This is a genomic window from Deltaproteobacteria bacterium (genome assembly GCA_016235345.1).
In the GTDB taxonomy this organism is placed as follows: Bacteria; Desulfobacterota; Desulfobacteria; order Desulfobacterales; family Desulfatibacillaceae; genus JACRLG01.
Genome location: JACRLG010000034.1, coordinates 1 through 25,833, shown reverse-complemented (window position 1 = coordinate 25,833; position 25,833 = coordinate 1). Strand labels below are relative to the sequence as shown.

Annotated in this window: 26 protein-coding genes; 16 read left to right on the top strand and 10 right to left on the bottom strand. The window is 57.4% G+C overall.

The genetic code is table 11. The features are described 5' to 3' along the window. The first annotated feature begins 50 nt into the window (after positions 1-50). The 6 genes from HZB23_16255 to HZB23_16230 all read left to right on the top strand — a co-directional run bounded on the left by HZB23_16255 (position 51) and on the right by HZB23_16230 (position 6,077). Entirely contained in the window at positions 51-254 is a 204-nt protein-coding gene (locus HZB23_16255) for a ferredoxin family protein (GenBank protein ID MBI5846212.1), read from the top strand. Positions 255-325: 71 nt separating this feature from the next. Further along, entirely contained in the window at positions 326-1,387 is a 1,062-nt protein-coding gene (locus HZB23_16250; protein MBI5846211.1) for a 3-methyl-2-oxobutanoate dehydrogenase subunit VorB, read from the top strand. Beyond that, positions 1,384-2,151 (top strand): 2-oxoglutarate oxidoreductase, encoded by a 768-nt coding sequence (locus HZB23_16245; GenBank protein ID MBI5846210.1) that lies wholly within the window; start codon positions 1,384-1,386, stop codon positions 2,149-2,151. The genes HZB23_16250 and HZB23_16245 overlap by 4 nt, the downstream gene beginning before the upstream one ends. Continuing rightward, positions 2,151-2,720, top strand: a complete 570-nt coding sequence (locus HZB23_16240) for a 2-oxoacid:acceptor oxidoreductase family protein (GenBank protein ID MBI5846209.1) — start codon at positions 2,151-2,153, stop codon at positions 2,718-2,720. Before HZB23_16245 ends, HZB23_16240 begins: the two co-directional genes overlap by 1 nt. A 409-nt stretch (positions 2,721-3,129) precedes the next feature. Next, a complete protein-coding gene (locus HZB23_16235) occupies positions 3,130-4,536 on the top strand; it encodes an SGNH/GDSL hydrolase family protein (GenBank protein MBI5846208.1) in 1,407 nt (468 codons plus the stop codon). A gap of 305 nt (positions 4,537-4,841) precedes the next feature. Next, a complete protein-coding gene (locus HZB23_16230; GenBank protein MBI5846207.1) occupies positions 4,842-6,077 on the top strand; it encodes a TraB/GumN family protein in 1,236 nt (411 codons plus the stop codon). A 33-nt stretch (positions 6,078-6,110) separates the two neighbouring features. Here the strand turns inward: HZB23_16230 and mtgA are convergent, their stop codons facing one another. Next, positions 6,111-6,809 (bottom strand): monofunctional biosynthetic peptidoglycan transglycosylase, encoded by a 699-nt coding sequence (gene mtgA, locus HZB23_16225; GenBank protein MBI5846206.1) that lies wholly within the window; start codon positions 6,807-6,809, stop codon positions 6,111-6,113. Between the two features lie 205 nt (positions 6,810-7,014). Here mtgA and HZB23_16220 point away from each other — a divergent pair, with 205 nt between their 5' ends. Next, positions 7,015-7,779 carry a serine/threonine-protein phosphatase gene (locus tag HZB23_16220; protein MBI5846205.1) on the top strand — a complete coding sequence of 255 codons (765 nt, stop codon included), beginning with the start codon at positions 7,015-7,017 and terminating at the stop codon, positions 7,777-7,779. After that, positions 7,776-9,542, top strand: a complete 1,767-nt coding sequence (locus HZB23_16215; protein MBI5846204.1) for a protein kinase — start codon at positions 7,776-7,778, stop codon at positions 9,540-9,542. Before HZB23_16220 ends, HZB23_16215 begins: the two co-directional genes overlap by 4 nt. Positions 9,543-9,619: 77 nt before the next feature. Here HZB23_16215 and HZB23_16210 read toward each other — a convergent pair whose 3' ends face one another. The 9 genes from HZB23_16210 to HZB23_16170 form a co-directional block, all read right to left on the bottom strand. Then, on the bottom strand, positions 9,620-10,135 hold the full coding sequence (locus HZB23_16210) for a hypothetical protein (protein MBI5846203.1): 516 nt from the start codon (positions 10,133-10,135) through the stop codon (positions 9,620-9,622). Positions 10,136-10,566: 431 nt separating this feature from the next. Further along, on the bottom strand, positions 10,567-12,381 hold the full coding sequence (locus HZB23_16205) for an acyl-CoA dehydrogenase (GenBank protein MBI5846202.1): 1,815 nt from the start codon (positions 12,379-12,381) through the stop codon (positions 10,567-10,569). A 186-nt stretch (positions 12,382-12,567) separates the two neighbouring features. Continuing rightward, complete coding sequence (gene aroQ, locus HZB23_16200) at positions 12,568-13,032, bottom strand: type II 3-dehydroquinate dehydratase (protein ID MBI5846201.1); 465 nt, start codon at positions 13,030-13,032, stop codon at positions 12,568-12,570. Further along, positions 13,016-13,702 carry a ribulose-phosphate 3-epimerase gene (locus HZB23_16195; GenBank protein MBI5846200.1) on the bottom strand — a complete coding sequence of 229 codons (687 nt, stop codon included), beginning with the start codon at positions 13,700-13,702 and terminating at the stop codon, positions 13,016-13,018. Before HZB23_16195 ends, aroQ begins: the two co-directional genes overlap by 17 nt. Before the next feature lie 25 nt (positions 13,703-13,727). After that, complete coding sequence (locus tag HZB23_16190) at positions 13,728-14,441, bottom strand: formate dehydrogenase accessory sulfurtransferase FdhD (GenBank protein ID MBI5846199.1); 714 nt, start codon at positions 14,439-14,441, stop codon at positions 13,728-13,730. A 38-nt stretch (positions 14,442-14,479) separates the two neighbouring features. Beyond that, positions 14,480-14,932, bottom strand: coding sequence for a hypothetical protein (locus HZB23_16185; protein MBI5846198.1), 453 nt, complete (start codon positions 14,930-14,932; stop codon positions 14,480-14,482). Positions 14,933-15,186: 254 nt separating this feature from the next. Then, on the bottom strand, positions 15,187-16,218 hold the full coding sequence (locus HZB23_16180) for an acyltransferase family protein (protein ID MBI5846197.1): 1,032 nt from the start codon (positions 16,216-16,218) through the stop codon (positions 15,187-15,189). Further along, a complete protein-coding gene (locus tag HZB23_16175; protein ID MBI5846196.1) occupies positions 16,208-17,311 on the bottom strand; it encodes an NAD-dependent epimerase/dehydratase family protein in 1,104 nt (367 codons plus the stop codon). The genes HZB23_16180 and HZB23_16175 overlap by 11 nt, the downstream gene beginning before the upstream one ends. Before the next feature lie 168 nt (positions 17,312-17,479). Beyond that, positions 17,480-18,556, bottom strand: a complete 1,077-nt coding sequence (locus HZB23_16170; protein MBI5846195.1) for a 4Fe-4S binding protein — start codon at positions 18,554-18,556, stop codon at positions 17,480-17,482. 514 nt (positions 18,557-19,070) lie between these two features. Between HZB23_16170 and HZB23_16165 the strand changes: the two genes are divergently transcribed. The 8 genes from HZB23_16165 to HZB23_16130 form a co-directional block, all read left to right on the top strand. Then, entirely contained in the window at positions 19,071-19,424 is a 354-nt protein-coding gene (locus tag HZB23_16165) for a helix-turn-helix transcriptional regulator (GenBank protein MBI5846194.1), read from the top strand. 357 nt (positions 19,425-19,781) lie between these two features. Next, complete coding sequence (aroF, locus tag HZB23_16160; GenBank protein MBI5846193.1) at positions 19,782-20,813, top strand: 3-deoxy-7-phosphoheptulonate synthase; 1,032 nt, start codon at positions 19,782-19,784, stop codon at positions 20,811-20,813. After that, positions 20,810-22,303, top strand: coding sequence for a chorismate-binding protein (locus HZB23_16155; GenBank protein ID MBI5846192.1), 1,494 nt, complete (start codon positions 20,810-20,812; stop codon positions 22,301-22,303). The genes aroF and HZB23_16155 overlap by 4 nt, the downstream gene beginning before the upstream one ends. A 4-nt stretch (positions 22,304-22,307) precedes the next feature. Further along, positions 22,308-22,883 carry an aminodeoxychorismate/anthranilate synthase component II gene (locus HZB23_16150; protein ID MBI5846191.1) on the top strand — a complete coding sequence of 192 codons (576 nt, stop codon included), beginning with the start codon at positions 22,308-22,310 and terminating at the stop codon, positions 22,881-22,883. 61 nt (positions 22,884-22,944) lie between these two features. Continuing rightward, a complete protein-coding gene (trpD, locus tag HZB23_16145; protein ID MBI5846190.1) occupies positions 22,945-23,955 on the top strand; it encodes an anthranilate phosphoribosyltransferase in 1,011 nt (336 codons plus the stop codon). A 57-nt stretch (positions 23,956-24,012) separates the two neighbouring features. Next, positions 24,013-24,813, top strand: a complete 801-nt coding sequence (gene trpC / locus HZB23_16140; GenBank protein MBI5846189.1) for an indole-3-glycerol phosphate synthase TrpC — start codon at positions 24,013-24,015, stop codon at positions 24,811-24,813. After that, positions 24,810-25,472 carry a phosphoribosylanthranilate isomerase gene (locus tag HZB23_16135; GenBank protein MBI5846188.1) on the top strand — a complete coding sequence of 221 codons (663 nt, stop codon included), beginning with the start codon at positions 24,810-24,812 and terminating at the stop codon, positions 25,470-25,472. The genes trpC and HZB23_16135 overlap by 4 nt, the downstream gene beginning before the upstream one ends. A gap of 11 nt (positions 25,473-25,483) precedes the next feature. After that, positions 25,484-25,833 (top strand): tryptophan synthase subunit beta (locus HZB23_16130; protein ID MBI5846187.1); only part of this gene is annotated, 350 nt, incomplete at its 3' end.

Sequence of the window (25,833 nt, the reverse complement as noted above, 5' to 3'; positions counted from 1 at the left end):
CCCGGTTTAAAAAGGCCGTGTAAGGCCGGGAAAGCTGACAGGAGAATATTATGGCCAAGATGACTGTTGACGAATACTACTGCAAGGGATGCGGGCTGTGCATAGACGCCTGCCCCATGAAGATACTGGAGTATGCCCCGCATCTGAACGAGCAGGGCTACCATCCGGTGTTTTGCAAGAGCCCGGAGGAGTGCAACGCCTGCACCCTTTGCTACGTGACCTGCCCGGACGGGGCCATCACCATAGAAAAATGATCTCCGGTAACCGCCTTCGGGACTCACTCCAGGGCGATAAACCGGATGGAAAGAGCGCAAGGAGAAATTTCATGGGCGAAAAAATCCTGATGAAGGGCAACGAGGCGGTGGCCGAGGCGGCCATACGCGCAGGATGCCGCCATTATTTCGCGTATCCCATCACGCCCCAGAGCGAGCTTATCGAGTACATGGCGAAAAGGATGCCCCAGGTGGGCGGCTGTTTCCTCCAGGCCGAAAGCGAAGTGGCGGCCATCAACATGGTGTTCGGCGCCGCAGCCTGCGGAGTACGGGTAATGACCAGCTCCTCGTCCCCCGGAATCAGCCTCAAGCAGGAGGGCATTTCCTACATGGCGGCCAGCCGCCTTCCGGCCGTTATTGTGAACGTCCAGCGCGGGGGCCCCGGCCTGGGGAACATCGCCCCCATGCAGAGCGACTACTTCCAGTCCACACGGGGCGGCGGCCACGGCGATTACTACACGCCTGTTCTTGCGCCGTCATCCGTGCAGGAATTCGCGGACATGGCAAGCGAAGCCTTCCGCATCGCCGAAAAATATCGCACCCCGGTTCTCATCTTCGCGGACGGAATGCTGGGTCAGATGATGGAGCCGGTTGTTTTCGAGGACGAGCCCGGAATCGCGGCGGACAGCTCCGAGTGGGCCCTTGGCTGCCGGACCGGCAACAGCCGCCCGAATCACATCATTAACTCCCTTTTCATAGACCCCTACGAGCTGAAGGAAAAAACCGAGAAGCTCTTCGAGGTCTATGACGTGATAAAGCAAAACGAGGTCCGCTACGAGATGTACAACGTGGACGCCAATCCCACCATGCTGGCGGTGGCCACGGGCACTGCGGCCAGGGTGGTCAAAAGCGCCATTGACGAGTTGAAGGACCAGGGCATCGAAATCGGCCTCGTGCGGCCCATCTCCTTGTGGCCCTTTCCCTACGACGCCATCGCGGCGGCGGCAAGGGGCGTCAAAAAGGTCGTCACCGTGGAGCTCAACATGGGCCAGATGGTGGAGGACGTCCGCCTGGCCGTGAACGGGGCCTGCCCGGTCGAACACGTCGGAAAGGCCGGTGGCGTTGTCTTCACCCCGGTCGAGACCATAAAAATCCTGCGGGAGCGCTTCCAATGAGAGTTATAGCCAAACGCCCGGAAGGGCTCACAAAAACCCGGCTGACGTACTGCCCCGGCTGCCTGCACGGCGTGGCCCACCGCATCATCGCCGAATCCATGGACGAGCTTGGCATAACCGACCGCACCATAGGCATAGCGCCGGTTGGCTGCGCGGTTTTCGCGTACAACTTTTTCTCCTGCGACATGATCCAGTCGCCCCACGGTCGCGCGCCCGCCATGGCCACCGGCATCAAGCGCGCCCGGCCCGACTGCGTGGTCTTCACCTACCAGGGCGACGGCGACCTTGCGGCCATCGGCATGGCGGAAATCGTCCACGCCGCCAACCGCAACGAGAAAATCGCGGTCTTTTTCGTCAACAACGCAATTTACGGCATGACCGGCGGCCAGATGGCCCCCACCACCCTTCCGGGCATGAAGGCCACCACGGCCCCCTACGGGCGCGACGTGGAGGACACCGGCTATCCCATAAGGGTGTGCGAGCTTCTTTCAAGCCTCAAGATGACCTATTACATAGAGCGCGTAAGCCTTCTGTCGCCCAAGGAAATCATAAAGGCCAAGAAGGCCGTGAAGAAGGCTCTCAAGTACAACGCCGAGGGGCGCGGCTTCACCCTGGTTGAAATGATTTCCACCTGCCCCACCAACTGGGGCATGGACCCGCTCAAAAGCAGGGTCTGGGCCAGGGAAAGCATGCTTCCCGTGTTCCCGCTTGGCGTTTACAGGGACCGGGGAGTCGAGGACACACCCACGCCGGAGAAGAAGTGATCATGAGAATCAGAATATTATGCGCCGGTTTCGGCGGCCAGGGGGCGCTTCTGATAGGAAAGCTCGTGGCCGAGGCTGCAATGGCCGAGGGAAATCACGTTACCTGGCTTCCCTCCTACGGCCCGGAAATGCGCGGCGGCACCGCAAACGTCATGGTGATCGTCTCCGACAAGCCCATCGGAAGCCCCATCTTCACCCGCATAGACGCCCTGGTGGCCCTCAATCAGCCGTCCCTGGAAAAATTCGCGCCCCAGTGCATATCAGGCTCGAACATCCTTTCCAATTCCAGTCTCTGCACGGAAATTCCGGTGCCTGAGGGCGTCACCCTTGTAAACGCCCCCTTCACCCGCATAGCCGAGGAAGTGGGCGACACCAAGGTCTCCAACATGGTGGGCCTGGGCGCTCTTATCGAGATGACCCGCTGCGTGGAACGCAAGACCGTTGAAGAGCACCTGCACCAGATGCTGGAAAAGAAGAACCCCTGGCTTCTGGAGCTCAATCTCTCCGCCATTTCGCGCGGAGCCGACTACATGGCCGCCATAAAAAAAGGCGCGGCCCTGAGGGCTTAAAATAAACCGGCGTGGAATGTTTCGCCCGAAGCGCTCCTCGCCGGTTTATCGGCCTTAAAACAGGTCTTTTTTATTCCATAATACAGGATGAGCCCTCTGAATGAAATCGAATGATAAATTAACGGCGGAAGATTTTTCACCTGTGGAAGGAATTTGGTTCAGGCTTTGGGTGAAGATGGGCAGCCAATTGTCTTGAGTGGACAATACTTGGATTCGGCAATGTTTGGAACTTGCCATGCCCCCGCCGAATCCGTTATAATTTAACGGAATTTGGCCCAAATCACCTGACCGGCAAATGCTGAAGGCGTTCCGTTCAACCGCCATGCCTTGGGTTCTGCCAGGCTAACGGTTCTCCCGGCAAAGCCCTTAATCCATCGCAAAGCACTTTTCCCCCATGAAAGGAGAGAGCATGAAACGCTTCCTGATGGTTTTGGCCCTTTGCGGCCTGCTGCTTATTTCCGGCTTCGTCCCTGTCGGCGGGCAGGCCGATGCGGCGACCAGGTTCGACAACCTCGTTGTCTACGGCGACAGTCTTTCGGACTCCGGCAACGTGTTCCTTCTGGCCCAAGGCCAGGCTCCTGATCCCGCGAACTACTGGCAGGGCAGGTGGTCCAACGGCCCTGTCTGGTCCGAGGACCTGGCCGGCCTCATGGGCCTTTCCGACAATCTCATCCTGTCCCAGCTCATTACTCAGCAGGCCCCGCCGCCGGTTTTCGGCTCCCTGTTCTTCAACAACGCGTTCGGCGGAGCGAAGACCGGCGCAGGGGCACAGATGCCCGTGGTGGACTTTTTGGACCAGGTGAACCAGGCCATGGCCGCCCAGGTCACGATTCCCCAAAACACCCTTGTTGCCGTCTGGATCGGAGCCAATGACTTCCTAAGCGCCGACCTTTCCACCCAGGAGCAGGTCGCCGCAGTTATCGGAAACGCCATCAACAACATCTATACCGGTTTGACCCGGCTTGTGGACAACATGGGCGCAACGGACATTGCCGTTTTCGACCTGCCGGATTTGGGCGCAACGCCAAGGAACAACGGCACGCCGGAGGGCGCCGCCCAGGGCCGCGCAGTGTCCCAGGCCTTCAACGACGCGCTCGCCCAGGCCCTCGGCGGGTTTGCAGCAACCCATCCGGGGGTCAACATCTACCCCATAAGCTCCTTCGAGCTCTTTGACAAGGCCCTGGCCTATCCCGGCCTGTACGGCTTCACCAACACCGACGACTCCGCGCTCCTTTCCGGCAAGACCTTCGACAACGCCGGCGGCTACATCTTCTGGGACACCATCCATCCCACGGCCCAGACACACCGGATGCTTGCCGCCACGGTTTACGGCGACCTCTTCATAAACGAGCCCAATGCTTCCTACATCATGACCGACACCGGCAAGCCCCTTGGCATCGTTTCCATGCAGGGCATCGTGTCTGACCTTGATTTCGCCGATCCTTACGCGACCCCCCAAACCGACAGGCCCTCCAACATGATCTACGGGCTTATGGACGTGGACCTGACGTCCGTGTTCGGAACCGCAGTATTCAAGGTGGTCCTGCCCGAGGCCCTGCCAAGGGGTTACTCCTGGTTCAAGCTCAACAACGGCAAGTGGCTGGATTTCGCGATGATATACAAGAGTACCGCCGGGCAGGAAGGCGCCCAGATATCCAAGGACAGAAAGAGCGTTACCATCGTCATAAAGGACAACGGCCCCTTCGACTCGAACCTGGCTGTCGGCCAAGTTAGCGATCCCCTGGCGGCCGGGCTGGACACCTCCTACGACGACGGCGGTGACGGCGTCTGCTTCATCAGTTCCCTTTTCGGATAGGCGGATGGGATAGAGTCCTGGGTTAACTGGGGAGTCTTCCGCTTCCTGAACCTTGAACAGTTCGGAACCGGGAGGCTCCCTTTTTTTCGCGGATGTCGAAGCCCGCTCTTGTTGTCGGCCAGGATGAAGGCGCAGCCGGATGCAAAAAATTTTTGAAATGAGCCCCTGGCATTACTCCATATTGACCTTGACCAAGGCCCCCTGTAACGTGCATTATCGTTTTCCGGCCAAAACTTGAGCCGGGAAACCAAAGCCGCCAAAACCCCTTGACCTTCCAACACGCACCCGTCAAAGGCCGGAACGAAATGCCCGAAGAAAAAGCCGAGATAGCACTCGCACCCTCAGACGAACCCACCGTTGAAATCGATACCATCGACAAAGGCGACGCCGACATCCATCGCCTTTCTTTCAATGGGAAAGACATCATCCTCATCGGCACGGCCCACGTGTCCAGGAAAAGCGCAGAAACCGTCGAAAGGGTGATCCTTAATGAAAAGCCCGACACCGTGTGCGTTGAGCTTTGCGACAGCCGCATGATCGCCATAAGAAAGCCCGATTCCTGGCGCGAGATGGACATCGTGAAGGTGATCCGGGAAAAGAAGGTCTTCCTGCTTTTAAGCCACCTTTTGCTTGCCGCCTTTCAAAAGCGCATAGCGAAAAACCTGGACGTGAAGGCGGGCGAGGAAATGCTCCGGGCCGTGATCACCGCAGAAAACCAGGGCGCGCTGGTGGTTCCTGCTGACAGGGAAATCCGCACCACCCTGTCCCGCGCATGGAGGCTTTTAGGCTATAAGTCGAAGTTCAAGCTCCTGCTTCAGCTCATAGGCGGGCTTTCCGAGGCCGACGACATAACCGCAGAGGACATCGAGGCCCTGAAGGAAAAGGACGCCCTGGAGCTTCTCTTGAAGGAGATGGGCGACATCATGCCGGACCTTAGGCGGGTGCTCATTGACGAGCGCGATCTTTACCTCGCAGAAAAAATCCGCACAGCCCCCGGTGAAAAGATAGTGGCGGTGGTGGGGGCGGGCCACGTGCCCGGAATAACGAAGAACTGGGAGGAGCCCATCGACCTTGCGGCGCTGGATGTCATGCCGCCCAAGGGAAGGCTGGGGGCGATTCTCGGCTGGGGAATACCCGGGGCCATAGTGGCCCTGATAGTGGGCGGGTTCTTCTTCATGGGAAAAGACACGGGCCTCAACATGGCCATGGCCTGGGCTCTTGTAACCGGCGTATTGGCGGGCATCGGGGCCATTGCGGCCTGGGCGCACCCTTTAAGCATTCTTACCGCCGTGGTGGCGGCCCCGGTGGCCACCATTCACCCGGCGGTGGCCACGGGCTGGGCTGCAGGGCTCGTGGAGGCCTGGGTCAGAAAGCCCCAGGTGAAGGACCTGGAAAGCATATCCGACGACATAATGAGCTTTTCCGGCTTCTGGCGCAACAAGGTCACAAGAATCCTTCTGGTTGTGGCCTTCACCAACGCCGGGGCCATGCTGGGAACCCTGATAGCGATACCGCTTCTGGCCCGCATGTTCGGCAAGTGACGGGGCGGGCTTTAACAGACTGTTGAAAAGGCTTTAAGGTACGTCGGCGTAGCGCATCCTCCTCTGAATGATCCTGGCCTTGCGAAGGAGTTTTTTCGCCTTGCGGTGTTTCTCGAAGTAGCGGGGGTTGGGCACCATCGAGGCCAAAAGGGCGGCCTGGGAGACAGTCAGCCTTTTGGCGCTTACGCCGTAATAGCGCCTCGCTGCGGCCTCGGCCCCGTAAATGCCGTTTCCCCATTCGATGACGTTTAGGTAAATCTCGAAAATCCTCCGCTTGGGCAGGGCCGCTTCCAGCATCAGCGTTATCGCGGCCTCCTCCAGCTTGCGCCAGGGGGTCTTTCCGGCTGTGAGAAAAAGGTTTTTGGAAAGCTGCTGGCTTATGGTGGAGCCTCCGGCCACGATGCGGCCCTTCTTGATGTTCCTCTCGAAAGCGTCCTGCATCCCCTCCCAGTCAAAGCCCTCGTGATCCAGGAACTTGGCGTCCTCGCTGGCCACCACGGCCCGCTTGAGATTTATGGAAATGTCTTTGTAAGGCACCCACTTGTGCCTGAGTTCGAAATCCGTGTCCTTTTTCTGCAGGATTTCCAGGCGGCTTTCCATGAAGGAGGTCATCTTGGGATTATGGTTCCGCCACCAGATTATGTGCGCGAAAATATATAGCTGGTAAGCGGTCAGAATTACTATAAGCACCGGAAGGACGCGAAAAAGGAAAAATCTCGTAATGCGGAACATGCAGTATCTCTTTCCTTGAAAACCGAAGGAAGGTGCTTCCGGGCGCAAAATGCGCGAAGGATGCCTTATCAGCACCTATGATCCGGGTCAAGGCCCATGATGGAAAGCGCCTTGTGCGATTTTTTTCTTTCACCAAAATCCCGTTTGGGATAAGACTGTTAATCCCTTCGGATTCCACATTATTTTCACCACTCAAGGAACCGGTATGAAGGCTTCGCTTTGCTGCTCCATGAACATCGGCCCAAGGCCCAACCAGCAGGACGCCATTTACGCGGCTGGCCGGGTTTTCCAGGCTGAAAACATAGTCATGCGAGATGTTTTTTCCGGCCCCCTTCTGGTTCTGGGCGTCTGCGACGGCCTGGGCGGGCACGCGGCGGGCGAGACCGCCAGCCGTTTCGTTTGCGAGAAGCTGGAAGGCGTGTTCGCCGCCGACGGCCTGGACCAACCTGGCATAGGCAACGCCTTCGGGGCGGTTCAGGCGGACATGGCAAGCGGCCAGGTGGACCCGGATTCCGGCACAACAATGTGCGCCCTGGCCTGCGACGGCTCGCGGGTGGTGGTGGTGAACGCCGGGGATTCCAGGGCTTACAGGTTCGGGCCGGACGGACTTGTCAGGCTTTCCCATGATCATTCCTTCGTGCAAAGGCTGGTTGACGACAAGCTGATAACCGACTCCGAGGCATTTGCCCATCCCTTTCGCAACCTTGTGGATTTCGGCCTTGGCCCCACCTTTGCGGACAGGTGGGACATAAACCAGCCTATTTACTTTTACGAGGAAAAGGCCGAGCCCGGCGCGGTTTACATGCTCTGCTCGGACGGCGTCTCCGACATGCTGCCTGATCGCCGCCTTTTCGAGGAGCTCTCGGACGATCCCCTGAAAAACGCCGAAAAGCTTTTCAACCTGCTCAAAGCCTTGGGGATGAAGGACAACGCAAGCATGATCCTCGCCCGGATCGAGTCGGTTCCATGATCGAAATAATAAGACAGTGCCTGCCCACCTACAAGGTCACCGGCTCCCTTGGCGAGGGAATCTACGGCGCGGTCTACCGCATCGAGGACGGCCTCAAAACCCGCGCCGTGAAGGTGGTTCCTCTGGTGGTGGAGCGCTCCCGGCTCGCGCCCAGCGGAACCGAGATGGATTCCAAGATCAGCCAGGACTTCCACGCGGTCCAGCAGTACTACGAAAAAATCGAAGGCATGGGGGTCATGAAGATTCATGACTTCCACCTGGTGGGAAAGGAGGTCACCCCCACCCAGGCGCGCGGGTACTTGGTCATCATGATGGAGCTTTGCCCGAAAAACCTTCGGGACTACGTGGTGGACGCAGCCGAGGGCCTGCCCCCGGCCCGGATAATCGGCCTCATGAAGGATTTGGCCCAGGTCCTGAAACGCCTTACCGCCGAGTGCGGGGAAACCTTCCTGGTCACCGATCTCAAGCCTTCAAACCTCCTTTTCACCGGCTCCGGCGACCTCGTGGTGGGCGATTTGGGGGGCCTAAAACGCCTTTCGTCGGTTTCCTCCACCGCAAGGGCCCAGTTCACCCCCAACTGGGCCGCGCCGGAAACAATTTTGAAAGCCGAGCCCGCCCGGGTTCCGGCCATCATCTATTCATTCGGCCTTGTTTCCTATTTTTTGTGGGAGGGGGTTCTTCCCTACGAGGAGGAGGACTTCATAGCGCGCTTGAGGCTTCTGCGCGACCAGGGCGTCACCTTTTCGCGCACCGACGTGCCGGAATCCATCCGCTCGGTTATCTCCCGCTGCCTATCCTTTGAGGCGGAGGACCGGTACGCCGATTTCGCCGAGGTTGCCCAGGCCCTTTCCCCCTTGGAGGGAGAAGCCGAAAAGAGTCCGGCGGAATTCGTCCCAAGGCCGGAGCTGGAAAGGGAATCACCTGGGGATCGGAACGAGGCGGCGGCAGAACCAGTACCCGATTACAGGGAAGAAGAAGCCGTGAGGGAAAGGATACCGGCCCGGCCTTCCCGCCGGACCACAAACGGTCCCGGGCGCAGCAACACGCGGGAGAGGAGCTTTACGCTCAGGGTCTGCCCCTCGTGCGGCCAGAAGGTGCGCGTGGCGCGAGGCGCTTCGTTGTCGCAGGTGCGCTGCGCCTACTGCGAAAAGCCGCTTTCAGCCGAAAGCCGGGCTGCGCTTTTCGCAAAAACCGTGGGCCTGTGCCTTTTGGGATGGATTCTTTCGGGCGGCGTGGAATTTTTCATGGCCCAGGGCGAGCTTATAGCACCCCTTGCCGTGGGCTGGATCCCTGCGGGCATTCTCACCGGCTTCGCCCTTCGCTTCGCAGCCCCCGGCTTCCTCTTCCGCCACGTCCTTCTGGTGGCCCTGGGCTGGAGCCTTGGGGCCTTTCTTGCCCGGCAGACCGGTGAGTACGACATCCTTTTATGGGTGGCTGGATGGATGCTGGGAAGTTTTTCCACCGCGCTCGCCGCAAAAAACGCCCAGCCCGGATTTTCGGGCCGGCATCTTTTTTACGCGCTTTTTTTGTGGACAGCGGGCTTTGTTGCAGGGGAGGTTATTTTTCTGACCTGGAATCCCTCGTCCAACGCGTCCGCCAACGAGATTTCCGCCCTGGAGAAATCCATACGGGACGCGGCCCAGATCGGGCTCATCGAGCTTTTCGCAGCCTTCACAGGCCTTGTCGGAACCTTCTTCCTCCTTGCCAGCGCCCAGAAATCCCGCGCCCGCATGGCCGGTTCATCCGGTTCGGCGAAGAGGTGAGCCTTCCCGCCCCAGTTACCGGTGATGGCGCTGTTTGACGAATGCTTACTTTGGGGATATCTTTCATTTTCATATAATCAGAAGAAGATTTTTCTTTGGCCTTTGACTGTAAATATTCGCAAGCCAATTGTTTTTCCATCCTTCTCAATAAATTCCGGCGAATTATCATCACTCAACCATAATTTGTGAGAAACTGTCTTTGTTAGCCACCATGATGAGACTGACAGATCGGAAGCATTCCAGCCTTTAATATATTTAGATGAATATACGGTTATCAAATCTCCTGTAGAATAGTACCAAAATTCAATATATACGAAATATTTTCCATCATTTGATAACATCCCATCGCTATAACCAGTGTGGAAATACTCTTTTTTCCAAATCTGTGGTAATTTTTTTCCTGTCTCGTTAACAACAATTTGATACTTCCATTCCCATGGTTTCTCTTTTGCACCCATTCTCACAGGAGATATTTCAGCAGTAAATTTTTTATTCATGGATTCAATAGTATAATTGGTTCGCCAATCAGGAGGGCTATCAGCCCAAACAAAAGTTGACATAAACAAAACAATAATCAATATGATTTTTTTCATTTTAATTCATGCCTCAAAGATGTTGGCTGCAGGGTATCAAGGATTTTCCAAAACGTCATGCGTGCCGATATTGCGGAGGATGTAGAGATCGTCCGTCACCTGGAAGGTGAAGCGCCAGCCGTGGGTTATGCGGGCCTCCCAGATTCCGGGCAGGCCCTTCATTTTTTTCCGGTTCAGGGACGGGGGGTTGGGGTTGGAAAGAAAAACGAAAATGGCAGTGCGGGTACGCGCCGTTAAGCTCGGACCCGCCCTGCCTGGAAAACCTTCAATCTTTTGTCACCCCTCCAAAGCGGCTCGATGCGAAGCCTGATCAAAAACGATGAAATGCAAGGAAGAGTGAAGCGGGCGGGTCGGAATAGTACTTTTCGTACATTCCGACCCGCCCGCTTTGCTCTGACACAGCAGTTCGCGTTTTTGGACAGGCGTATTTATTACGCCCCGAACATGGCGTCGGTGATGTCTTCGACCGCCGTATCCATGCCGTTTATGGCGTCCATGCGGCCAAGGGTCACGGGCAGGATGCTGCGTATGAAGTACCGGGCGCTGGCGATCTGGCCCTCGTAGAAGGCCGTATTCTTGGCGTCGTTGGTCCCGGCCAGTTTTTCCGCCGCAATCGTCGCCCGCCACAGGAGCATCCAGGCCATTACGAGGTCTCCCGCGCATTCCAGGAAGGGGAAGGAGAAGGCGAAGGCAGTCTTGACCTTGGCGCTCATGGCGGTGGCTCCAAGGGCCATGGCTGTTTCGGAGAGGCGGTCTGCGGCCTTCACCACGCGGCCAGCGAGATCGGACAGGGCCGGAAGGGCGTCGGCGCGTTGGGCCGTCAGTTTTACTTCATTGAGGAAAGAGAGGAAGTACTTGCCGCCCTTCTGGCCGAGCTTGCGGCCCAGAAGGTCCATTGCCTGTATGCCGTTGGTGCCCTCGTAGATGGAGTTGATCTTGGAGTCGCGGGCGAGCTGCTCCACCGGGAATTCCTGGGTGTAGCCGTAGCCGCCGTAAACCTGGATGGCCATAACTGCGGCCTCGAAGCCGCGATCCGTGCAGTAGCTTTTTATGATGGGAGTGAGAAATTCCACCAGGCCCTGGCAGAGTTCCTTTTCCTCGTCGTTTGCGGCGGTGTGTATCTTGTCGAAGAGGTTCGCGCAGTAGTAAACCAGGCTTCGGGTTCCTTCGGCGTGGGCCTTCATCCAAAGTAGCATTCTTTTGACGTCCGGGTGGTTGATGATGGCAACGGGCGGGGCCGCAGGGTTCATGGCCTCCATGAGGTCGCGCCCCTGCTTGCGCTCGCGTGCGTAATTAAGAGCGTAGAGGTAGGCGGTGGAGGCGTTGCAGGCTCCGATTGCGCCCACTGCGAGCCGGGCCTCGTTCATCATGTAAAACATCACCCTCATGCCCTTGTTTTCCTCGCCCAGCAAAACGCCACGGCATTTGCCCTTGCCGCCGAAGGTGAGGCTTGTGGTGGCGCTTCCGTGCAGGCCCATTTTCTCCTCGATGCCAGTGCACACAACGTCGTTTTCCTCGCCAAGGGAGCCGTCCTCGTTCACCCAGATTTTGGGGACGATGAAAAGCGATATGCCCTTGGTGCCCTTGGGCGCGCCTTCGATGCGGGCCAGAACCGGGTGGATGATGTTGGGCGTTAAGTCCTGCTCGCCGTTGGTTATGAAGATTTTGTTTCCGGTGATGGTGAAAGTGCCGTCATCGTTTCTGCGGGCGGTGGTTGTGAGGTTTCCGACGTCGCTTCCGGCTTCGGGCTCGGTGAGGACCATCGTGCCGCCCCATGCGCCGGAGTAGAGCTTGCCGAGGTAAAGCTCCTTCTGCTTGGGCGTGCCGAAAATCTCGATCATTTTTGCCGTTCCGTGGCCCGCCATGCCGTAGGCGATGAAGGCGAAGGAGGCGCCGATGAGGTAGTCAAGGGCCGCCTGGCTCACCGTGTGGGGAACCCCCTGGCCGCCTACTTCGGGGTCTTCGGACATGGCGATCCACTCGCCCTGGCAGAAGTTCTTGTATGCCTTCTTGTATGCATCCGGGGTGATGACCTTGCCGTTTTCAAAGCGCGCTCCGTTCTTGTCGGAATCCGCCAGCATGGGAAGGATTTCCTTCACCGCGAAATTCCGGGCCTCGTTCACCAGAAGATCGAAGGTCTTTTTGTTGAACTCGGCATAACGCGGATGCTTCACCAAAGCTTCGGTGTCAAGCTGCTCGTAGAGCACGAAATCGATGTCCCGCCTGTCTGCAATAACCTGAGCCATTTTCGTAACCTTTCCAAAATGTGAGGTGGGGAGAAAGTAGTGCAAGTTGAAAAAGCCGGATACACAGCCTGGATAAAAACGATGAAGCGCAAGGAGCGCAAGAAGCCACTGAGCAAGCGTACTAAAAGTACGTGGCGGAATTGGCTTTGATGCGCGACACAGCGATTCGCGTTTTTAGACGGGCTGCTATTTGTCTGCAATCATATCAACAATGGCTCTCAGGGCCATTTCGTATCCTTTATGGCCGAATCCGCACATTACCGCGCTGGCGATATCCGAAACATACGAGTGATGGCGGAAGGGTTCGCGCTTGAATATGTTTGAAAGGTGAATCTCGACGATGGGGACCTTGTGGAGCAGAAGGGCGTCCCTGATGGCCACCGAGGTATGGGTGAAGGCTGCGGGATTTATGATGATGCCCTTTACATTCCCCATGGCGCACTGAAGCTTTTCGACTATCGCCCCTTCGTGGTTGGACTGGAAGCATTTGACCTCGAAGCCCAGTTCCTCACCCACTATGAAGAGGTTTTCGTTGATGTCCTCCAGCGTCGTCGATCCGTAGATTTCCGGCTCCCGTTTCCCAAGCATGTTGAGGTTCGGGCCGTGGATGACCAATATCCGGTCAGGTATGGGTTCAGGCGTATCCGCCATTGCTCTTGCCCGCCTCTTCCTTGAGTTTTTTTATTGTGGCCGCGTAATCGGAGCTTCCGAAAACCGCCGAGCCCGCCACTAAGACATCCGCCCCGGCTTGTGCGATGGAGCCGATGTTGTCGGTTTTTACGCCGCCGTCGATTTCGATAAGCGCGTTGGTCTTTCCCTCGCGCTTTTTTTGATCGCGCATAAGGGCAAGGGCGCGGGTCTTTTCCAGGCAGTTGGGTATGAACTTCTGGCCGCCGAAACCGGGGTTGACGCTCATCAGCATGATGACGTCGCAGTATTCCCACACCCAGTCCAAAACGGCAAGGGGGGTGGAGGGGTTTATGGTGACCCCGGCCTTTTTGCCAAGCTCGCGTATCTGCACAAGAACCCGGTTGACGTGCACCGTGGATTCCGGGTGGATGGTGATGATGTCGGCCCCGGCTTTTGCGAAGTCCTCGACGTAGCGTTCGGGTTCGAGGATCATGAGATGCACGTCCAGGGGAAGGTCGGTTGACCTCTTGGCGGCCCTAACGATTTCCGGGCCTATGGTTATCTGGGGCACGAAGCGGCCGTCCATGACATCCACGTGTATCCAGTCGGCTCCGGCCTTTTCCACGGCCTTGATCTCCTCGCCCAAACGGGCGAAATCGGCGGACAGAATTGAAGGCGCGATGAGGTTCACGGGATTTCCTTTTCGAGCGTGTGGGTTACGGGATTAATCTATGTTCTCCGCAGAACGAGACCACCTCGTCGTTTCTTCCAAGAAGCGCCACCGTGAGGCCGTACTCTTTCGCCGTTAGAAGGGCGGAAACCGTGGGCCTCGACACCGAGAGAAGCACCGGGATTCCAGCGTTCACGATTTTCACCATGACGTCGGAGTTCTGGCGGCAGGTGAGCATTATGGCCTTGGCCGAGGAAAGTTTTCCCCCTAGAAACGCCATTCCGATCACCTTGTCAATGGCCGAGTGGCGGCTCACGTCCTCGGAGGCGGCGATCACCGAAAAACCGGCGTCGAAGATGACTGCGGCGTGGGTGCTATGGGTCTTGCGCCTAAGGTGCTGGGCATCGGAAAGAATGCGTCCGGCATCGATAATTTTGGATACCGGAAATTTGAAAGGGTCGGTGACAGGGCAGGGCGGGCGCGGATTTTGGTCGTCGAATTCGGGGATGGTGATGTCAACAACTGAGCCATCAGGGCTGACAACAATGCTTTCAGGCGCTATGGGAATTCCGGCCCCAACGCAGAGCCCCGCCGCCTGGGCCGCTTCGTCGCCGGGAGTGCGCGCCGGGGTGAACCTGGTTTTACCGTTTATATTGACGGTGAGAACCGCCTCGGAGATGAGGCAGGCGGTGTCCCGTGTGATATCATTTCCGCGATACCGGATTATGGAAACGGTTTTACTATCGTTAGACATAGCCATAAGTCATTTCTTGAAGCCCGGTGGTTGCGGTCCTTCGGTCACTTCTGCTCCGCATATTTCGTTATCAGCCTCCCCATTGCGGGCACGGCGGCGGCCACGTTGTTTTTTCCCATTTTGCGAAGCCCGGAGTATATGGGCTTTATGGACTTCAACTCGCTATTGGCCACAACCTCGTCCGTTATGGCCAGGAGGTCTTCGGCAACCAGGTCGGCCTTGGCGGCGATCCAGTCCGCGAATCCGCCCGAAGCTTTCTGAGAGGTGAAATCCTCGAAATACCGGTCCATGATCCGGGCGAAGCGGGGCAGGAGATGTTCCACCGCAGCCTCGACAATTCCGGGTTTCAGGGCTTTAAAGCTCCGGTAGCCAGCCTTTATAACGAGCCCGGTGGCTCCCTTTTTGGAAGCCACCTCGCTGTCGATGAGCGCCACGCAATCATCGGCAACCTGGCTGCGCATCTGGCCGTCAAGAAGAATTTCCTCAACCTTTCCCATGAATCTGATCCTTTTCCGCCGACACTGCCGATTGGGTTGCCGCATGGCATAAAGCCGCTAAATCCCGCCCATTGTTGAAAACCAAATTTGGCAGGCCGGTCAAAAACCATGAGCCGCAAGGCGTGCAGGCGAGCGGCGAGGGAGCGTACCCGCCCAAGAAATCGCAGAGTTCTTGGGCTAAATAAGGATGGTTGTACGTGACCGAGCCGGGAGGCGCAGCACAACAAAGCGGACCAAAGTTTTTCGACAGCCTGCTACCAGAAAACGCTTCGCCGACTCTTAAGCCTCTCGTGGATGTTGCGCTGAATGGTGTCGCGCACCTGGTTGGAGATTTTGCTCATGAGAAGAGGCTCCTCCGAGCGCCTGTAGTTCATGTCGGGAATGTTTATGGGCGCGTCGAAATGGATGTACCACCTTGTGGGAAGGGGGATCAGCCCCAAAGGCCCCAACCACGGAAAAAAAGGCGTTATGGGAACATAGGGAAGCCCGAAAAGGTTGGCTATGGGTTTTAAGTTCATCAGATGCGGATAGATTTCCTCCGCGCCGACTATGGAGACCGGAATGATGGGGGAGCGGGTTTTCAGGGCAACCCGGACGAATCCGCCCCTGCCGAAGCGGGCCAGCTGGTAGCGTTTGCGCCAAACCTTGCCTATGCCTTTCACTCCTTCGGGAAAGACCAGGGCCAGCTCGTCGTTGTTCAGAAGCCGTTCGGAGTTGACGGGGTTGGCCTGTACCTGGCCGGTCTTGGCCAGAAGCGGGGCGGTGAAGGGCAGTTTGAAAAAGAGCGACAGGACGAGAGCCCTCACCATGCGGTGCTGTGGATGCTCCTCCTGAACGGCCATTATCACCATTGCCCCGTCAAAGGGCAGAACGCCAGAATGGTTGGCCACCAGGAGAGCCCGGCCTTCGGCGGGCACGTTTTCGATTCCTGTTACGGTAACCCGCCAGTACTTGTGATATATCCACCGGGCAAGGGGTCGGAACTGCTCCAGAAATTCCATGTCGAGGCCGAGATCGTCCACGTCGTAGCGGCCCCTGTGGCGGCGGGCCATCATCTGGAAGAATTCCTTCCAGCTTTCAACGGTCTTGGGGGGCGGAGGCGGTTCGTCGCCTATTTCGGCCCATCTTTCGCCCTGCGTCTTGGGCGTGTGCAAAAGGCAGTAGTCTTGCCCGGCAAGCGGCCTGTTGCGGCATGGAGCGCCCTTTACGGTCACTCCGTGACACCGGCGGGCGTCCGGCTCACCCTGCCGGTTTTCCTGGCCCTGGGCGTCGGGGTCACTGGTCATGTTCGCCTTCCTTGTTGAACGTCTCGATAAGATCGGTCAGGTAATCCGTGGCCCTTCGGCGGGCGCGGATCCACTCCTGGAGCTTTTCCGAGGAAAGGGGATCGGAGCGTATCTTGGTGCGCTTCGGCAGGTAATGCCTCACGCGGATATTGTCGAAAAAGTCCGTCACCGCATCCTTTGAGCTGTAGCGGGGATAGAACTTGAGCCAGTCCTTCATGCGGGTGGTGTCGCCCAGGCAACTATGCTTTAAGTAGTTGGCCTCTATGGGGATGGAGTCCATGAGCCCCTTCAGGCCCGCCTTGCGCCACACCGCGCCCGTGGCCTTTATCACCGTGGCCGGAAGCGGGAGCGCCATCTTGCCTCCGAGCCTTAGGGCCAGCGAAAGGGGTATGGCCCCGTCGCCCGCCACGTTGAACACCCCGGTGGCCTCGCTTTTAATGGTGTGGTAGAGGCAGGCCAGGACGTCTTTTTCGTGGGTGAACTGGAACATGGGGTCGAACCCTAAGGCCGTTGGCACGATGAGGCTGTCCAGGTAGCGGGTGACCGGGGTTTCGATGGCTTTTCCCACGATGTTGGCGAAACGAAGGATGCAGAGCCTGGGGGTCACGTTCTGGCGGGCGAAGCGGTCCACCATGATTTCAAGCTCCACCCGGTCCTGGATGTAGCGGTGGTTGTGGCGGCCCTTGAAATCGCCGTATTCGGAGATGTAATTGGGATGCCCCGGCTCGGCCCCGTAAACCTTGGTGTCTGAAAGGATTATGGCCCGCTTTATTTCGCCCGCAGCGCAGGCAGCCAGAAGGTCCATGGCCCCCATGACGTTCTGGTCGAAATATTCCTCGTCGCTCTTGTAGGTGTCCAAAAACAAAAGGTGGCACACCGTGTCAACTTTGGCAACCTGCAAAAGCTCGGCGATCAGGGGGTTGTGGAGGTCCACCTGGAAGAACTCCACCCGCTTGAAGGGGGTTTCCGGCTTCTTGAAATCGATCCCGATTATCGGGTCGAATTCCGGGTCTTCCTCCAGAAGCGGAATAAGATTTCTTCCCCACGGATGAGCTGCCCCCGTGATCAGAATGCCTCTTTTTTTGGCGGACATTTATTACATTTCCTTACTTACGGTCTGGCTGCCCAAAAACGCGATACTACCGTGTCGCGCATCAAAACCAATTCCGCCACGTACTGAAGTACGCTTGCTCATTGGTTTTTTGCGCTCCGCGTTCGTCGTTTTTTGACAGCCTTCAAATTTTGGCCTTTTAATGTGGTGTTACATATACTTGGAAAAATCCACGCCGCGCTTTTGGCCGCGCTCGATGAACCACGCATCCTCGTTGGCGGGCGGCGTGACAACTTCTTCGGCGGGCTTGCGGACAAGCGCGATGGCGTCCTCGGGGCAGGTGGTGACGCACAGCCCGCAGCCTATGCACCTGTCTTTTACAACCCTGTAAACGCCCCCGTCTTCCTCTATGGCCTTCACCTGGCAGCGCTCATCGGCGCAGAGCCCGCAGGCAATGCATTTTTCAGGGTCGATTTCGGCGTAGAAGGCCGAATTCACGACGTTCGTGCATCCAAGCTCGTTCATGGAGCGCAGGACGCCGCAGCAGCAGCCGCAGCAGTTGCAGATGAAATACTGGCCATCCTGGATGTTCCAGGAAAGATGCACCAGGCCCTTTTCCTCGGCAAGGCCCAGGACCTTTTTGGCCTCGTCCTTTGAAATGGGCCTGCCCCAGAAATGGTTCTCGAAAACCCCCGGAACGGGAGCTATGGCCAGGCAGATCTCCTGGGGCTTTTCACAGCCCTTGCCGAGAAGGTTTTTTTCCTGTTTGCAGATGCACTGGGCCACGGCAAAGGACAGGCCCTTTTCGATGATGGCGGAAACCGACTCGTAGGGAAGCGCCACGTGTTCGGCGGGGATTTTTTCCTCAATCGGAACAACCGTCATGAGCTGGGGCGTGTTGTTGAAAAACTGCTTGGAAAAGTCCTGGTACTGTTCCAGAAGCTCGGCAAGTTCCCTGTCCATGCGGTGAAGCTGGAACTCGAAGATTCCGAAGGCCCAGGGAAGCATCTTGTAAACCTTTGCGGTCCCAAAATCCACCATGAAAACCAGTCCGTTTTTCCACATGGAGTGGAGCTTCTCCTCCAGGCCCGGAAGAGGGCGGCCCGTGCGGGCGGCGATCTGCTCCGCCGTCTCGAACTTCAGCTTCAAGTCGCAGAAAAGCTCTGCTTCATCAGGAGAGAAGCACTTTTTGAGGATTTTGATCTCCACCCCGGAGGGGGTTTCGGGAAAACCGTTGGGAAGCGTGTCCAACACCTTTTGCAGCCGCCTGTAAATATCTTCGCTCATGGGGGGGACTCCTTATGGGGTTTTACGGATGGGAGTTCAGGCAGAATACGAAAAACCGGCGGCCCGGTCAAGTTCAAAGAGAAAGCGGTCACCTGTCGGCGGTTTAAAAGGAGGTTTTCAGCTTGCGGATCATTTTCAGTGAAACATGGGTTTCCTTAAGACGGCGGTTGACACGATAAAGAAATTGAGGCAAGATTAGTAAACGCATTACGGTTTGATGAGAGTGTTTTTCTCTTTAACTTAATACTAATTTTTGGTATATTGCAAATGAAATGGACAGTCGGTATCACTGACAAGGCTGCAAAGACCATTTCCAGGCTGCCGGAATCGGTGCGCTCCCGTCTGGTGGCCCTTATGCTCGACATTGAGGCGAGAGGACCTGTTCGAGGCAACTGGCCAAATTATGGAAGGCTTGGCGTCAACCTGCATCATTGCCACATTAAAATTGGCCGTCCCACCTACGTTGCGATATGGGAATCAGTGGACAACGCCGCTCGGCTTGTGGAGGTGAAATATGTTGGAAACCACGAAAAAGCCCCCTATTGAAAACGTCGTCCTCCGGTTCGTCGGGCCGTCGTCCTGCAGGGAAGAGGCTGTAAGGATTCTGGTGGGCCTGGGTTTTTCCGAGGCTTCCGAGGTCATCCCGTGGCGCGAGGCTTTCCCTGAATATGGCGCCAAAAAGCTTGCCGGAATCGCCCTGCGCGGCGCTCGCGGCAAGGAAGGAGTAACCCAGGCGCGCCTTTCCGAAATCACCGGTATCCCCCAGCGCCATATTTCGGAAATGGAAAACGGTAAGAGGCCCATAGGCGTCAACATGGCAAAACGTCTCGGAAAGGTTTTGAAAATAAGTTACAAGGTGTTTCTGTAATCCTTTGGATATTGTGTATGAAGCGGCCGGTAATGCTATTTTTCCTTGACAGGCAGCTTGGCCTTGGATTAGAGGTTCATAAGATGCCAAATGGAGTTTTTTCATGAATCGTGTTTTCGCAAAAGGTTTTTCCGGTTGGGTCTGGTGCTGGCGCACTTCGTACTCGTGCGCCCAATCAAACCCCTTCGGAGAAAACGCCGCGTAACACGTTAGTTTCATAAGGCAAAATTTCCGGAAGGACCACGGGCGCAAAGGCCTGCGGTCCTTTTTCAGTTTTCGGGGCTGCGGGTTGATACAACCCAAGGCCCCTTTTGATTTTGGTTCAATCGATGATTCAACCCAACGGAGGATGAAACCATGCTGCTGGTAATGAGAAAAAGCGCCACCGAAGAGGACATAAAAGCCGTAATCGAGGCAGTCGAAGCAAGCGGATTCATCGCCCGCCCCATTCCCGGCGGGGAACGCACCGCCATAGGAATCCTTCACAACGACAGGCCGGTGGACGCCTCGCTCTTTCTGGCCATGCCGGGGGTGAGGGAGGCCATTCCCGTCACCAAACCTTATAAACTGGTGGGCCGCGAGTTCAAGCATGAGGACACGGTGATCAAGGTGGGCAATACACAGGTCGGAAACGGCGGCTTCACCATAATGGCCGGGCCATGCGCGGTGGAGAGCCTGGAACAGTGCCTTTCCATAGCCCGCGACGTGAAACAGGCCGGGGCCACCATGTTCCGGGGAGGGGCCTTCAAGCCCAGAACCTCGCCATATTCCTTCCAGGGCCTGGGCCTGGAGGGCTTGAAGATTCTTGCGAAGGTCCGCGAGGAGACCGGTCTTCCCGTAATCACCGAGGCCATGGACCACGAGGTCTTCGACATGGTGGAGGAATACGCCGACGTGGTCCAGATAGGAGCCCGCAACATGCAGAACTTCACGCTTCTGAAGCGCGCCGGAAAGAGCAGAAAGCCTGTGATGTTAAAGCGCGGCATGTCGGCCACCATCGAGGAATGGCTCATGGCCGCCGAATACATACTTGAAGGCGGCAACATGGACGTGATCCTGTGCGAGCGCGGCCTCAGAACCTTCGCCATGCACAGCAGAAATACCCTGGATCTCTCCGCCGTCCCAGTGGTGAAGCATGAAAGCCACCTGCCCATAATCGTCGATCCAAGCCACGCCGCAGGGGTCCGAAGCCAGGTGACGCCCCTTGCCAGGGCGGCGGCGGCGGTGGGCGTGCACGGGCTCATGATCGAGGTTCACAACCAGCCGGAAAAGGCCCTTTCGGACGGCGGCCAGAGCCTTTATCCGGCCCAGTTCGCGGACCTTTGCCGGGACATCGAAAAAATCAACGCTCTTTTCCGCGATGATTTGGCCGACAAGGGGGCAGCATGATTCTTTCAAGGTTTCCTTCAAAATCCGAATTTCTTGAAGCCAGCGAAAAGGGCAACGTGATCCCCGTGTGCGTGGAGATTCTCGCGGACACTGAAACCCCGGTGTCGGTGCTTTTGAAGAACAAAAATGCGCAAGGCCCCGTGTTTCTGCTGGAGAGCGTCGAGGGCGCGGAACGTTGGGCCAGGTACAGCTTCCTGGGAGTCGGCTGCAGGGCCGAGCTTTCTGTTTTCGGCGACCGCGTGGAAATAAAGGAAAAGGGCGAAACCAGGAGCATCCCCCACAGGGGCGACCCGCTTTCTGTTTTAAGGGGCTTCATGGCGGAGTTCAAACCCGTGGCCCTAAACGGGCTTCCCAGGTTCTGGGGCGGGCTCGTGGGCTATTTTTCATACGAGACGGTCTCCTTTTTTGAGCGCATTGAAAACAAGCTCCCGGAAAACGAACCTCTTGCGCGCTTCGTTCTCACCGACGCTCTTTTTGTCTTCGACAACCAGCGCCATACCTTAACCCTTGTGGCCCATGCCTTCACCGGAAACGGGGCAGGGCCGGAAAAAGCCTACGAGGATGCAATAAGGCGGCTGGACGAGATGCAGGAATCCCTCAAGACCCCGCTCGAAGAACCCCTTACCCCCATTGAAAGGGTGGGGGGCGTTTCGCCCAAAAATCCGGTTGGCTCCTACCAGGAAAAGGTGAAAAAGGTTAAGGACTACATCATGGCGGGGGACATCATCCAGGCCGTGATAGCCCAGCCCTTCACGGCAAGCCCGGCGGTGGACCCGGAAAGCCTCTACCGGGCCCAGCGCTACATAAATCCCTCTCCTTACATGTTTTTCTTCAAATTCGACGATCTGGCCCTGGTGGGCTCATCGCCCGAAACCATGGTGCGCCTGGAAAACGGAACCGCCACCTTGCGGCCCATAGCCGGAACCAGGAAGCGCGGCAAAAACCAGCAGGAGGACCGGAGCCTCGCCGACGAGCTTTTGAAAGACCCCAAGGAGAGGGCCGAACACCTGATGCTGGTGGACCTGGGACGAAATGACCTAGGACGGGTGGCGGAAACCGGCACCGTGCAGGTTACCGATCTCATGTTAGTGGAACGCTACTCCCACGTGATGCACCTTGTTTCCAACATCTCCTGCGATCTTCTGAAGGATTATGACGGCTGGGACCTTTTCCGGGCGACATTTCCCGCCGGGACCCTTTCCGGCGCTCCCAAGGTGAGGGCCATGGAGATAATAGCCGAGCTTGAGGACGAGGCTCGCGGGCCTTACGGCGGTGCTGTCGGCTATGTCTCGTTTACGGGCAACATGGATTTCGCCATAACCATCCGCACGGCCTCCATTTCAAGCGGTGTTCTCACGGTGAAGGCCGGGGCCGGCATAGTGGCGGATTCCGACCCGGAAAGCGAACATGTCGAAACGGTCAACAAGGCCAAGTCCATTCAAAGAGCCGTTGAGCTCGTGAACGGATCGTCCAGGGACGGGAAGGAGTGACACAATGATTTTCATGATAGACAATTACGACTCTTTCACATACAATTTAGTACAATACCTCAAAATTCTGGGCGCGGAAGTCGAGGTGGCCCGCAACGACGCGGTCACGGTGGAGGAAGTCGCCGCAGCCCGCCCAAGGGGCATCGTGATCTCCCCCGGACCCAAGGCACCGGAAGACGCCGGGGTTTCGGTATCCCTTATCCGTGCGCTGTCGCCCACCGTGCCAATCCTCGGAGTGTGCCTGGGCCACCAGTCCATCTGCGTGGCCTTCGGCGGCAGGGTGGGGCAGGCGAAAAGCCTCATGCACGGCAAGACCAGCGAGGTCACCGCAGACGGCCTTGGAGTTTACGCGGGCCTTCCGAACCCCTTTACCGCCATGCGCTACCACAGCCTTGCGGCTCTTGAGGAGCACGTCCCCGATTGCCTTCAAATCACGGCCAGGTCTGAAGACGGCGAAATCATGGGGATCCGCCACAGGGAATTTCCCGTGGAGGGAATCCAGTTTCATCCCGAATCCATAATGACCCCTGTGGGAAAGAGGCTGTTGCGGAATTTCCTGACTCTCGCCGGAGAGCTTTAGGGACCGGGAAGGCATTACCCAAGAAAAGTTTCGGCATCCGGCTATTTAAAAGGAGGCTTTCATGTTTACCGAAACATTGCAGAAAATAGTGGCGGGTTACGATCTTTACGAGGAAGAAGCCACCCGGCTGATGGACCTCTTGATGGCCGGGGATCTGACCGACGCCCAGATAGGCGCGTTCATGGCCGCCCTTGCAGCCAAGGGGGAGAGCTTCGAGGAATTGGCCGGCGCGGCCAGGGCCATGCGAAGGAAGGCCGTCAGGGTCCAGACCCCCGGAGGAGTTGTGGTGGACACCTGCGGCACGGGCGGCGACGGCAAGAACACCTTCAACATCTCCACCACGTCCGCCTTCGTGGTGGCGGGCGCGGGGGTGACCGTGGCCAAGCACGGCAACCGGGCCGCCTCCAGCAAGAGCGGTTCAGCCGACGTCCTTGAGGCCCTGGGGGTCAACGTAATGGCTCCGCCAGAAAAGGTGGAGGAGGCCATAGCCGCTGTGGGCATAGGTTTTCTCTTCGCCCCCCTTTATCACGGGGCCATGAAGCACGCGGCCAGGGCCAGAAAAGAGGTGGGCATACGCTCGATTTTCAATATGCTGGGCCCCCTCACCAACCCGGCGGGCGCGGGATATCAGGTTTTAGGGGTATACGATCCCAAGCTGACGGAAATGTTCGCGTCCGCCCTTAATCTCTTGAAAGCCAAGCGGGCCTTCGTGGTTCACGGCCACGAGGGGTTGGATGAAATATCCGTGTGCGAAAAGACCAGGATTTCCGAACTCAGGGACGGCCATGTCCGCACCTATGACATAAGCCCTGAGCAGATAATAGGAAGGCGATGGCTGATAGAGGACCTTCGCGGCGGAACTCCGGCCCGGAATGCCGAAATCACCCGCATGGTCCTTTCGGGCGAGCCCGGAGCCTGTGCCGACGTGGTGGTGGCCAATGCCGCCGCCGCCCTGATAGTCACGGGCCTTGCCAGGGATTTTTCCGACGCAGTACCCCTTGCCCGAAAATCCATCGAATCCGGGGCTGCGTTAAAAAAGCTGGATGACCTTGTTGCTTTCATGAAATCTTAAAACAGACGGCTCTTTTCTGGGGGGAAGAGAGCGCCTCGATCCGTAAGGGACGGTATAATGGACAAGCCGGATTTTCTGGAAACGATCCTGGTTGAAAAGATGAGGCAGGTTGAGGAGTCCCGCCTGAGGACCTGCGAGGAGGCTCTCTGGGAAAAGGCCCTGCTCGTGGGAAGGAAGCGCGATTTTTTCGGCGCTTTATCCGAGCCCGGCTCGCGGGATGCCTGCATCATTGCCGAGATCAAGCGGGCCTCCCCCTCCAAGGGGCCGCTTTGCCCGGACCTCGACCCGGCGGCCCTGGCCAGGGCCTATGAGAAAGGCGGGGCGTCCTGCATCTCGGTTCTTACGGACGCCCCCTTTTTCAAGGCCCTGGAAGGCGACCTTGGAAGCGCACGGCAAAGCTCCACCCTGCCGGTTCTGCGCAAGGACTTCATCGTTTCCACTTATCAGGTTTTCGAAACCGTGGTGATGGGCGCGGACGCAATTCTGCTCATCGTGGCGGCCCTTGACGACGCTTTCCTGGCCGAGGCGATAAAGCTTGCGAAAGAGTTTAAGATGACGGCCCTTGTTGAGGTGCACGAGGAATGCGAGCTTGAAAGGGCGCTCAAAGCCGGGGCGGAACTTGTCGGCATCAACAACCGCAACTTAAAGACCTTTGTTACCGACATCGGAACCACGGAGCGGCTAAGCAAGCTCCTCCCACAGGACAAAAAGGCCGTGTGCGAAAGCGGCATAAAAAGCCGTGAGGACATTTTAAGGATTATGGATTCCGGGGTGTGCAATTTTCTGATCGGCGAAACCCTGGTGAAATCACCCGACCCCACAGCCATGCTTCGCAATCTTAAAGGCATGGCATCATGAAGGGAAGCGAAAGGGTCCAGGTCAAAATCTGCGGAATAACCACCCCGGAAGATGCCCTGATGTGCGCGGGTTTCGGGGCCGACGCAGTGGGCCTGGTTTTTTACCCCAAAAGTCCAAGATTCGTTACCGACGGGCAGGCGCGGGCCGTGACGGACGCCCTGCCGCCTTCGGTGGCGGCTGTGGGGGTTTTCGTCAATGAAACGGCCCAAAGCGTGCTTGCCCACGCCAGAACTTCGGGCATAGAATGGGCCCAGCTCCACGGCCAGGAGCCGCCGGAAACTGTGGATGAACTTCGGGCAAGCGGAATAAGGGTAATAAAGGTGCTTTTTATCAACCGCGCACCTAATTTTATCGACGCTGCCCTCTACCGGCCCGACGCCTTTCTGATGGAATGTGCGGAGGGCGCGCTTCCGGGCGGAAACGCAAAAACATGGGACTGGACCGAAGCTTTGGGGGTAACAGGGGAGGTCCCCATGATTCTTGCCGGGGGCTTATCCGCCGAAAACGCGGCCTTTGCCGCAACCGGCGCCAAGGCCGACGCGCTTGACGCAAGCTCGGCCCTTGAAAGCGCCTATGGAAAAAAGGATGAAAAAAGGGTGCGGGCCTTCATGGACGCCATAAGGGCCTTGCCGCCCCGAAATACCAGGAGGATTTTTTGATGAGCCAAATAATGCAGAATTCCGCTATTCCCGATGAACGCGGCTATTTCGGGCGCTTCGGGGGCCGGTACGTTGCCGAAACCCTCATACCCGCCATTCTGGAGCTTCAAAAAGCCTACGCCGGGGTGAAGGACGATCCCCGTTTCACCGCCGAGCTTCTTGAACTCCTGACCCGTTACACCGGACGGCCCACGCCCCTGTTTCTGGCCAAAAGGCTCACGGAAAAACTGGGCGGGGCCAAAATCTACTTGAAGCGCGAGGATTTGGCCCACACCGGCGCACACAAGATCAACAACACCCTGGGCCAGGCCCTTCTTGCCAGGTGGATGGGCAAGAAAAAGGTGATAGCGGAAACCGGGGC

Coding starts and splice junctions, on each gene's coding strand:
- HZB23_16255 (MBI5846212.1), top strand. CDS start 51: ATGGCCAAGATGACTGTTGACGAATACTACTGCAAGGGATGCGGGCTG.
- HZB23_16250 (MBI5846211.1), top strand. CDS start 326: ATGGGCGAAAAAATCCTGATGAAGGGCAACGAGGCGGTGGCCGAGGCG.
- HZB23_16245 (MBI5846210.1), top strand. CDS start 1,384: ATGAGAGTTATAGCCAAACGCCCGGAAGGGCTCACAAAAACCCGGCTG.
- HZB23_16235 (MBI5846208.1), top strand. CDS start 3,130: ATGAAACGCTTCCTGATGGTTTTGGCCCTTTGCGGCCTGCTGCTTATT.
- HZB23_16230 (MBI5846207.1), top strand. CDS start 4,842: ATGCCCGAAGAAAAAGCCGAGATAGCACTCGCACCCTCAGACGAACCC.
- mtgA (MBI5846206.1), bottom strand. CDS start 6,809: ATGTTCCGCATTACGAGATTTTTCCTTTTTCGCGTCCTTCCGGTGCTT.
- HZB23_16220 (MBI5846205.1), top strand. CDS start 7,015: ATGAAGGCTTCGCTTTGCTGCTCCATGAACATCGGCCCAAGGCCCAAC.
- HZB23_16215 (MBI5846204.1), top strand. CDS start 7,776: ATGATCGAAATAATAAGACAGTGCCTGCCCACCTACAAGGTCACCGGC.
- HZB23_16210 (MBI5846203.1), bottom strand. CDS start 10,135: ATGAAAAAAATCATATTGATTATTGTTTTGTTTATGTCAACTTTTGTT.
- HZB23_16205 (MBI5846202.1), bottom strand. CDS start 12,381: ATGGCTCAGGTTATTGCAGACAGGCGGGACATCGATTTCGTGCTCTAC.
- aroQ (MBI5846201.1), bottom strand. CDS start 13,032: ATGGCGGATACGCCTGAACCCATACCTGACCGGATATTGGTCATCCAC.
- HZB23_16190 (MBI5846199.1), bottom strand. CDS start 14,441: ATGGCTATGTCTAACGATAGTAAAACCGTTTCCATAATCCGGTATCGC.
- HZB23_16185 (MBI5846198.1), bottom strand. CDS start 14,932: ATGGGAAAGGTTGAGGAAATTCTTCTTGACGGCCAGATGCGCAGCCAG.
- HZB23_16180 (MBI5846197.1), bottom strand. CDS start 16,218: ATGACCAGTGACCCCGACGCCCAGGGCCAGGAAAACCGGCAGGGTGAG.
- HZB23_16175 (MBI5846196.1), bottom strand. CDS start 17,311: ATGTCCGCCAAAAAAAGAGGCATTCTGATCACGGGGGCAGCTCATCCG.
- HZB23_16170 (MBI5846195.1), bottom strand. CDS start 18,556: ATGAGCGAAGATATTTACAGGCGGCTGCAAAAGGTGTTGGACACGCTT.
- HZB23_16165 (MBI5846194.1), top strand. CDS start 19,071: ATGTTGGAAACCACGAAAAAGCCCCCTATTGAAAACGTCGTCCTCCGG.
- aroF (MBI5846193.1), top strand. CDS start 19,782: ATGCTGCTGGTAATGAGAAAAAGCGCCACCGAAGAGGACATAAAAGCC.
- HZB23_16155 (MBI5846192.1), top strand. CDS start 20,810: ATGATTCTTTCAAGGTTTCCTTCAAAATCCGAATTTCTTGAAGCCAGC.
- HZB23_16150 (MBI5846191.1), top strand. CDS start 22,308: ATGATTTTCATGATAGACAATTACGACTCTTTCACATACAATTTAGTA.
- trpD (MBI5846190.1), top strand. CDS start 22,945: ATGTTTACCGAAACATTGCAGAAAATAGTGGCGGGTTACGATCTTTAC.
- trpC (MBI5846189.1), top strand. CDS start 24,013: ATGGACAAGCCGGATTTTCTGGAAACGATCCTGGTTGAAAAGATGAGG.
- HZB23_16135 (MBI5846188.1), top strand. CDS start 24,810: ATGAAGGGAAGCGAAAGGGTCCAGGTCAAAATCTGCGGAATAACCACC.